The following is a 9053-nucleotide window of genomic DNA, read 5'->3' on the forward strand; positions in this document are numbered from 1 at the left end:
CGGTCCCTCGGCTACTCCTCGTCGGGCCGGTACACCGGCACCGGCTTGGGGGCGATGCGGAAGGTGAACCGGTCGGCGTCGGGCTGGACCTCGCCGTCGGTGGCCAGCCCGACCGGTGGCCCGACCACGCGCACCGACAGCCGGGTGCGCGTCGCGGCGACGTAGACCCGGCTTCGGGACAGGGTGCCGCTCAGCGCCGCGACCAGGAAGCGGGTCCGGGAGAACGGGACATCGGCACGCAGGTAGCGCACGTCGAGCACCCGCGCGTCGAGGCGCGGGCGGAACAGCGGGGCCATGCCGCGCGGCTCGTAGCCGCCGTTGCCGACGAAGAGCAGCCAGATCGTGTGGCGCCGCCCGTCGAGCTCCACGACCAGCGGCGCGGCCTCGGCGAGCACGCGCGCGAGGGCCATCGCCGCGGCGGGCCACTTGCCCCAGCGCTCCTGCCAGTCCTCCCGCAGCCGGACCATGTCGGGATAGCCGCCGAGGCTCGCGGTGTTGACGAACGCGGCCGTGCGGCGTCCCGCGTCGGCCACGCCGATGTCCACCAGCCCGACGTCGACGAGCACCGCGTGCCCGTCCCGGGCAGCGGCGAGCGCGGACGGGGTGTCCTCGACGCCGACGTCGCGGGCGAAGTGGTTGAGCGTGCCCTCGGGCAGCACCACGAGCGGGACCCCCCGACGCTGGGCCAGCCCCGCGAGCGCGGCCACCGAGCCGTCGCCGCCGGCGACCCCGATCGCGCGCGGCGCGCCGCCGTCCGGTGCCGGACGGTCGAGCGCGGCCTCGACCTCGTCGACGAAGTCGATCCCCGGCTCGGGGACGATCACCTGCGCCCGGGGGAGCAGCGCGTGGATCTCCTCGGGCGGGCCGGGCGGCTCCGGCGGGGTGTCGTCGTCGGCGAGCCCGACCACCGGGCCGACGATCTGCCCGATCGTTTCGAGCGGGCCCGGCGTCCCGGCGGCGCTGTTGGCCACGATGACCAGACCGGCGCCGTCGCCGAGGGCCGGCGCGGCCGAGGCCGGGCGGGCCCGGGCGGGGGCGTGGCGCACGACGGGCCACCACCGCCGCGTCAGCGCCGCGATCCCCGCCCCCAGGACGGCGCCGGCGAGCACGTCCTCGGTCGTGCGCTCACCGAACCACACCCGCGCGCCCGACACCCCGCCCGCCAGCGGCAGGAGCGACGCCCCGAGCGCCGGGGACTCCATGGCCGCCGCGGTGACGAACGCCGCCGAGGCCGCCGCGTGCGCGGAGGGGAGGCGCCGGCCCCGGCACGGTGGTCCGCCTCCGGCGCGGCAGCCGCGCTGCGCCACGTGTCGCAGCACCCGGGGCAGCAGCGGCTTGGCCAGCGCGTGGGCGACCGCGGACGTGGCCGCCGCCGCCATCACCCCGCGGACGCCGGCCCGCCGCCCGGGCCCGCGGCCCGAGGCGATCAGCGTCCCGGCGACGGCGGCCCAGACCAGGCCGCGGTCGGCGGTGCGGTCGAGCCGGCGCAGCCAGCGCGCGGCGGCGGGGGAGTGGAGTCGGGTGACGGTCACCGACGGTCCGGTCAGCGGGCGGTGGCGCGGTGCGGCCACAGCGTCTCGTCACGGCGGTACACCGGCACGGGGTGGTCCGCGACGGCGTAGCGCAGGCGACGTCCGCGGGCCACGACCTCCCCGTCCGCGGCGACCTCGACGGGTCCGTCCAGCAGCTCGATGTCCAGCGATCGCATCGCGCTCTCCTGGTAGATCCTGTTGTGCCCGAGCACGCCGGTGGCCAGCGCCAGGAAGGCCCGGGTCCGGGCGAGACGCCGGTCGGCGCGCAGGTAACGGACCTCCAGCACGCCGGTGTCGAGGCGCGGCCGGTACGACGGCACCATCCCGGTCGGCACGTAGGGCCCGTTGCCGACGAACAGCATCCACACCGAGCGCTCCACCCCGTTGAGGCGGACCCGGGTGGGCCGGCTGCGGGCGAGCGTCACGAGCAGCGCGGCCACGGCCGAGGGCCATTTGCCCCACTGCTTCTGCCACTTCTCGCGCAGTCGCACCATCTCCGGGTAGCCGCCGAACGCCGAGGTGTTGACGAAGACGACGCGCCGCGCCGGCTCGCGGCCCTCCACGTCGGGGTGGACCCGCAGCTCGCCGAGGTCGACGGCCACCGCCTCGCCCGCGCCGGTCGCGTCGATCGCCTCCTGGGTGTCGTACACACCCACGTCGCGGCCGAAGTGGTTCAGCGTCCCCGCGGGCACGACGGCCAGGGGCATGTCGAGGTCCTCGGCGACGCGGGCCGCGGCGGCCACCGAGCCGTCGCCGCCGGCGATGCCGATGGCGCGGGTGCCGTCCTCGCGGGCCAGGTCGGTGAGGGTCTCGACGAGGTCGGCGCCGTCCTCGAGGCGCACCACGCGGGCCTGGGGCAGGGCCGAGCGCAGCTCGTCGTAGGGGTCGACGCCCTGGCGGCCCGAGCGGGTGTTGACCAGCAGCGCCAGCCCGTCGCCCTCCGGCAGCCGCGGGGCGCCCGCCACGGGGCGTGCGGCGGCCTCGTCGATGTCGCGGATCGGTAGCCAGCGCTTGGTGGCCATCGCGGCGAGCGCCCCGAGCCCGGCGCCGGCGGCGACGTCGGTGGTCCAGTGCACGCCGACGTGCACCCGGGAGTAGGCCACGGTGGCGGCGAGCGGGAGCACCCAGGTCGCGGCCTTCGGGCTCTCCATGGCCACCGCGGTGGCGAACGCGGCCGCCGAGGCGGCGTGGCCGGAGGGGAACGAGGACGAGGTGGGCGGGTAGTCCAGCGAGCGGTGCGCCGGCAGGAGCTCCGCGGCGGGCCGGCGGCGTGGCACGAGGGGCTTGAGCACGCCGTTCGCGAGCAGGCTCGCGCCGGCGATCGCGAGCACCCCGCGCAGCGCACCGCGCCGGGTGTGGCGGGTGCCCGCGGCCAGGACGGTGGCGACGGCGAACCAGAGCTTGCTGTGGTTGGCCGAGCGGGTCAGGGCGGCCAGGGCAGGGTCGGCGGCCGAGTAGGGCAGGTGGCCGATGGCGGTGGTGATCCGGCAGTCCTGCTCGTTGACGTCGGCGAGCCGGCGGCGGCCGTCGCGTGCTCCCTGACGCACCCGCCTGCGCACCCCGTGCGAGAGGTCCGATGCCAGTCCGTGTCCCGGGAGCGCCACGGCGCCGACCGTAGTGATCGGCCCACGCCGGGCGTCGACCCACCGCTCGGACAGGGCTCACGGAGCCGGTCGCTGGCCTAGGGTGGAGGGATGCAGCGGAGGATTTACGGGGTCGAGACCGAGTTCGGTGTCACCTGCACCTTCCACGGCCAGCGGCGCCTCTCGCCCGACGAGGTCGCCCGCTACCTGTTCCGCCGGGTCGTGTCGTGGGGACGCTCGTCCAACGTCTTCCTCCGCAACGGCTCGCGGCTCTACCTCGACGTCGGCAGCCACCCCGAGTACGCCACCGCCGAGTGCGACTCGCTGACGCAGCTCGTCGCCCACGACAAGGCGGGGGAGCGGATCCTCGAGGACCTGCTGCTCGACGCCGAGCGCCGGCTGGCCGACGAGGGCATCGGCGGCGACATCTTCCTGTTCAAGAACAACACCGACTCGGCCGGCAACTCCTACGGCTGCCACGAGAACTACCTGGTGGGCCGTTCGGGGGAGTTCTCGCGGATCGCCGACGTGCTGCTGCCCTTCCTCGTCACGCGCCAGCTCATCTCCGGCGCCGGGAAGGTGCTGCAGACCCCCCGCGGCGCCGTGTTCTGCCTGTCGCAGCGGGCCGAGCACATCTGGGAGGGCGTGTCGTCCGCGACCACGCGCAGCCGCCCGATCATCAACACCCGCGACGAGCCGCACGCCGACGCGGAGCGCTACCGCCGCCTGCACGTCATCGTCGGCGACTCGAACATGAGCGAGGTCACCACGCTGCTCAAGGTGGGCACCACCCACCTCGTGCTCGAGATGATCGAGCAGGGCGTGCAGTTCCGGGACTTCACGCTCGACAACCCGATCCGCGCCATCCGCGAGATCAGCCACGACCTGTCCGGCCGCCGCCCCGTCCGCCTGGCCGGCGGGCGAGAGGCCAGCGCGCTGGACATCCAGCGCGAGTACCACGCCCGCGCCGTCGAGCACGTCGCGCGCCGCGGCTCCGACCCGGTCACCGACCGCGTCGTCGAGCTGTGGGGCCGCACGCTGGACGCGGTCGAGCGCCAGGACCTCTCGCTCATCGACCGTGAGGTCGACTGGGCCATCAAGCACCGCCTGGTGCAGCGCTACCGCTCCAAGCACGACCTCGGCCTGTCGAGCCCCCGCGTCGCCCAGCTCGACCTGGCCTACCACGACATCCGCCGTGGGCGCGGGATCTTCGACCTGCTCCAGCGCAAGGACATGGTCGACCGCGTCACCGACGACGGCGAGATCGAGGCGGCGAAGGACACCCCGCCCCAGAGCACACGGGCGAAGCTGCGCGGTGACTTCATCGCCGCCGCCCAGGCCGCCGGCCGGGACTTCACGGTGGACTGGGTGCACCTCAAACTGAACGACCAGGCCCAGCGAACCGTCCTCTGCAAGGACCCCTTCCGCGCCGTGGACGAACGGGTCGACCGCCTGATCGCGACCTTGTAACGGAGGCCACGTCGGCGGCGTGCGTCGGGGGCGCACGAGGTAACCACGAACGCACTTCACCGACGACGCCGAGGACGGCACGAGAACTCCATGGAGCACCAGCCCCGCACCTCACGCCTGCAGACGCCGGGCCCGGCCCCGAGCACGGTGCACGACGCCGCGCCGGTCCCGGTCGACGCCTCGGTCGCCGGCACGGTGATCGGCGGGCGCTACCGGATCGAGGACTGCATCGGCGCCGGGGCCATGGGCGTCGTGTGGACGGCGTGGGACCGCCGGCTGCGCCGCACCGTCGCGGTCAAGCAGCTCGCCGCCCGCGGCCACCGCGACGGCACCGAGGAGCAGGTCGCCCGCGCCCGCGCCATGCGCGAGGGGCGGATCGCCGCCCGCGTCGTGCACCCGCGCGCGATCGCGGTGTTCGACGTCGTGGTCGACGGTGACCACGGGGCGGGGCACGGGCCGTGGCTGGTGATGGAGTACCTGCCGTCGCGGTCGCTGGCGGCCCTGATCGCCGAGCACGGGCCCCTCGAGCCCGCGCAGGCCGCGTGGGTGGGCGCCCAGGTCGCCGACGCGCTCGGTGCCGTGCACGAGGCCGGGATCGTCCACGGCGACATCAAGCCTGGCAACGTGCTGATCACCGACGACGGCGTCGCCAAGATCACCGACTTCGGGGTCTCGCGCGCCACGTGGGACACCACGTCCACCGGCGGCGGGATGGTGGCGGGCACGCCGGGCTACTTCGCGCCCGAGGTGGCCCGCGGCGGCGAGCCCACGCCCGCGTCGGACGTCTTCTCCCTCGGGGCGACGCTGTACGCGGCGGTCGAGAACGAGCTGGTCTGCGGCCACCAGGACAACACGCTGGCCGTGCTGCACGCCATGGCCGAGGGACGCCTGCGACCGGCCACACGCGCCGGGGTGCTCGGCCGGCCGCTGGCCGCGATGCTGCGCCTCGAGCCCGAGCACCGGCCCGCCACCTCCGCCGTCGAGCGCGCCCTGCGTCTGCGCGCCGGTCCGAGCCCCTCGATCCCGGTGCCGCGCGCGGGGACACCGGAGGACGCGGGTGGCGACGCGGGTGGCGACGCGGGTGGCGACGAGGAGGCCGCGGGCGTCCCGGCGCCGCGGGTTCCCGGCACGGCCGACCTGCCCGCCACCGTCGGCGACGAGGGGCCGGACACCGCCGCCGGAGCGCCGGACGGCCCCGCCCCGGCCCCGCTCCCGCCGGCCGCCCCCGCCCCGCGCCCCGTACCCGCCGCGGGTCCGGACAGCGCCGCGGGCGCCACCCGCGTCGGCGGTCCGGCGGCCGCCGCGACGGCATCGTCGCTGGTCCGGCCGGGTGCGGCCGGTCTGCGTCGCGGCCCGACCGGTGGCTCCGACCGCCGTCGGCCCCCACGCCGGCGCCGCGGCGTCATGGCCGTCGGCGTGGCCTCGGGCCTCGCCCTGGCCGTGGGCGTCGGCGTGGCCGTCGCCGCGAGCACGGGCACCGGCACCGTGGCCGCCCCGCCGCCCCCGGGGCCGGTCACATCGGGCCCCGGCGAGGCGGCGGCGGACCCCCTGGGCGGGACGAGCACCTCGCCGTCGCCCACCCCGCCGCGCGCCGCGGCGCCGCTGTCACCGACCGACCCGTCCGACCAGCGGCCGACGGACCCGGGCGCGATGGTCGTCGACTACTACGCGTCCCTGCCCGGCGACATCGACGGCGCGTGGACCACGTTGTCCCCCCGCGCCCGCGACGAGTCCGGTGGATACGACGGCTACCGGCGCTTCTGGTCGGGGATCCGCGAGGTCCGCGCGACGAACGTGGCGGTGCGGGGCGACACGGTCACCGCGGAGATCCAGTTCACGACGAGCAGCGGACGCACCAGTCGTGAGGGCTACCGCTTCGAGGTCGACCGCGCCGAGGACGGCCAGCTGCGCATCGCGCGGGCGCAGCGCAGCGCCGATTCCCTCTGACCCGGCGTCGGCGCACCGTTCCCTCGACGCGCCGGGCACCGGCGTTCGAACACGTGCGCGAGGCGTCGTAGGCTCGCGCGCGTGACGACCAGCCCGTCCGCGCGTGCCGAACGCCTGGTCAACCTGGTGCTCTGCCTGCTCTCGACGCGCCAGTACCTCAGCGCCGAGCGCATCCGGGCCACGGTGCCGGGCTACGCCGACGTGGCCTCCGACGAGGCGTTCTTCCGCATGTTCGAGCGCGACAAGGCCGAGCTGCGCGAGCTGGGGGTGCCGCTGGAGACGGGGCGCTCGTCGATGGCCGAGCCCGTCGACGGCTACCGCATCGCCCGCGGCGACTACGAGCTCCCCGACATCGACCTCGCCCCCGACGAGGCCACGGCCGTCGCCCTGGCCGCGCGGCTGTGGGACTCGCCGGCGTTGGCCGGGGCGGCCCGCACGGCGCTGCAGAAGCTGCGGGCGGCGGGGATCGCGGTCGACCCGGACGCGGCGTCGTCGGTGCAGCCGCGGTTGCGGGCCACCGAGCCCGCGTTCGCGCCGTTGCTCGCGGCCAGTCGGGCCGGGCGGGTCGTGACGTTCACCCACCGCTCGCACCCGGCCGCCGAGGCCCGCGTACGCACCGTCGAGCCGTGGGGTGTCGTGTCCTGGCGGGGCCGCTGGTACCTCGTCGGCCACGACCGCGACCGTGACGACGTCCGCTGCTTCCGGCTGTCACGCATCGGCGACGACGTCAAGGCGGTCGGGCCGCGCGGCGCCGTGGTGCCGCCGCCGGGCGTCGACCTCGTCGCGATCGTCGCCGCCTCCGCCGGCCCGCCGCCGCCCACCGGGCGCGCCCGCATCCGCCTCGCCCCCGGGCGCGCCCAAGGGCTGCGGCGTGGCGCCCACCCCGATCCCGGCGGCGACCCCGACGTCGTCGAGATCGACCTGTCCCGCGTCGACACCGCCGCCCGCTGGGTCGCCGGCCACGGCCCGGACGCCGTGGTCCTCGAGCCGCCGGAGCTGCGCAAGGCCGTGGTGGCGCTGCTGCGGGGGGCACTGAACCCGGTGGACCTCGGGAGCGTGCGGTGACGGCCGGCGGTGTCGCGGACCGGCTCCCGCGCCTGCTCACCCTCGTGCCCTACCTGCTGGCCCGTCCCGGGATCGCGGTGGCGGAGGCGGCCGCCGACTTCGGCGTCGGCGAGGCCCAGCTGCGCCGCGACCTCGAGCTGCTGTGGATGTGCGGGCTCCCGGGCTATGGGCCCGGCGACCTGGTGGACCTGTCGTTCGAGGGCGATACCGTCACCGTCACCTTCGACGCCGGCCTGCGCCGTCCGCTGCGCCTGTCGGGCGCCGAGGCGGCGACGCTGGCGGTGGCGCTGCGGGCGCTCGCCGACGCGCCGGGGGTGGTCGACGCCGACGCCGTCCAGCGGGCCCTGGCGAAGATCGAGGACGCCGCCGGCCGCGCGGGGTCGCGGGCCCGGGCCGACACGGAGCCGGGCGCCGGGGACGGGGTCGCGGTGGTGCTCGGGCGCTCGCCGGGCGGGGCGGAGGACGCCGTGCGCCGGGCCGTCGAGACCGGGCGGGCGCTGCGGCTGACCTACTACTCGGCGTCCCGCGACGCGGTCGGCCGCCGCGTCGTCGACCCGATGCGGCTGCTGCTGGTGGACGCCTCGGCCTACCTGGAGGCGTGGTGCCGGCGCGCCGAGGGTGTGCGGCTGTTCCGCCTGGACCGTGTCGACGACGCCGAGGTGCTCGACGAGCCCTCGTCGCCGCCGCCGGGTGCCCGCGGGCGGGAGGGCTCGGGGGAGGACCTGCTGCGCCCGGACGACGGCGCCCACGTCGCCGCCCTGGTGCTGCACCCGGCCGCGCGCTGGGTCGCCGAGTACTACCCCGTCGAGGACCTGCACGCCGGCGAGGACGGTTCGGCCCGCGTGACGATGCGCTACGGCGACCGGGACTGGATGGTGCGCCTGCTGTTGGGCCTCGGCGACGCCGTCGAGGTCCTCGCCCCGCCGGATCTCGTCGAGGCCCGGCGCGCCCGCGCGCGGGAGGCCCTGGCCGCGTACGGGGAGGACGGGTAGATCCGTCGCTCCGCCCGCGGCGCGCTGCCGGCGTCATCGGTGCGTGCTCCGGTGCGATCGCCGAGGATGCGGTGTGATCACCGCCGCCGACCCTGGCGTGGCCGAACCTGGCGCGTGCGGCTGGCTGCTGCTGCGGGCCGACGGCGTCGGCGCCGGCGATCGCCTGACTGTCTCGGTCCACCTCTCCGGCACGCTCTGTGTCCCGCCTGTCGGATGGCCGGCGACGACACCCACAGCTGGCGTCACGACCTGGGCAACTGCCCGGGGGCTGCACCTCTGATCTGCTGGTCGGGGCTTTGGTCGACTGGACTGTCGAACACATGTTCGACAGTCGTGGAGGCGGCTCCGGTCGCGCCCGCTGGGCTGTCGTGGTCGCGGTGGGCGCCGGGTCCGGAGCTGGCGGCGGCGTTGGCGGGGTCGGCGCCGGTGGATGTGGTCGATGACGAGGGGTTCGACGCCGCGGA

General features: G+C 76.5%; 7 protein-coding genes. 5 read left to right on the top strand and 2 right to left on the bottom strand.

From position 1 onward, the window contains the following. Positions 1-11: 11 nt before the first annotated feature. A complete protein-coding gene (locus C8D89_RS24895; RefSeq protein WP_116710826.1) occupies positions 12-1571 on the bottom strand; it encodes a diacylglycerol/lipid kinase family protein in 1560 nt (519 codons plus the stop codon). Next, positions 1544-3079 carry a bifunctional phosphatase PAP2/diacylglycerol kinase family protein gene (locus C8D89_RS24900; RefSeq protein ID WP_243418358.1) on the bottom strand — a complete coding sequence of 512 codons (1536 nt, stop codon included), beginning with the start codon at positions 3077-3079 and terminating at the stop codon, positions 1544-1546. The genes C8D89_RS24895 and C8D89_RS24900 overlap by 28 nt, the downstream gene beginning before the upstream one ends. A gap of 147 nt (positions 3080-3226) precedes the next feature. On the opposite strand from C8D89_RS24900, the gene pafA reads away from it, so the two are divergent. The 5 genes from pafA (at position 3227) to C8D89_RS28850 (ending at position 8869) form a co-directional block, all read left to right on the top strand. After that, the gene (gene pafA, locus C8D89_RS24905) at positions 3227-4585 is read left to right on the top strand and encodes a Pup--protein ligase (RefSeq protein ID WP_116710827.1); all 1359 of its coding nucleotides are present in this window, start codon (positions 3227-3229) and stop codon (positions 4583-4585) included. Positions 4586-4675: 90 nt separating this feature from the next. Beyond that, positions 4676-6532, top strand: coding sequence for a serine/threonine-protein kinase (locus C8D89_RS29915; RefSeq protein WP_207787407.1), 1857 nt, complete (start codon positions 4676-4678; stop codon positions 6530-6532). 81 nt (positions 6533-6613) lie between these two features. Then, entirely contained in the window at positions 6614-7597 is a 984-nt protein-coding gene (locus C8D89_RS24915; protein ID WP_116710828.1) for a helix-turn-helix transcriptional regulator, read from the top strand. Further along, on the top strand, positions 7594-8589 hold the full coding sequence (locus tag C8D89_RS24920; protein ID WP_116710829.1) for a helix-turn-helix transcriptional regulator: 996 nt from the start codon (positions 7594-7596) through the stop codon (positions 8587-8589). The genes C8D89_RS24915 and C8D89_RS24920 overlap by 4 nt, the downstream gene beginning before the upstream one ends. Before the next feature lie 73 nt (positions 8590-8662). Beyond that, a complete protein-coding gene (locus C8D89_RS28850) occupies positions 8663-8869 on the top strand; it encodes a hypothetical protein (RefSeq protein WP_133252062.1) in 207 nt (68 codons plus the stop codon). Positions 8870-9053 lie beyond the last annotated feature (184 nt).

This window comes from Actinomycetospora cinnamomea (assembly GCF_003096675.1).
GTDB classification, from domain to species: Bacteria; Actinomycetota; Actinomycetes; order Mycobacteriales; family Pseudonocardiaceae; genus Actinomycetospora; species Actinomycetospora cinnamomea.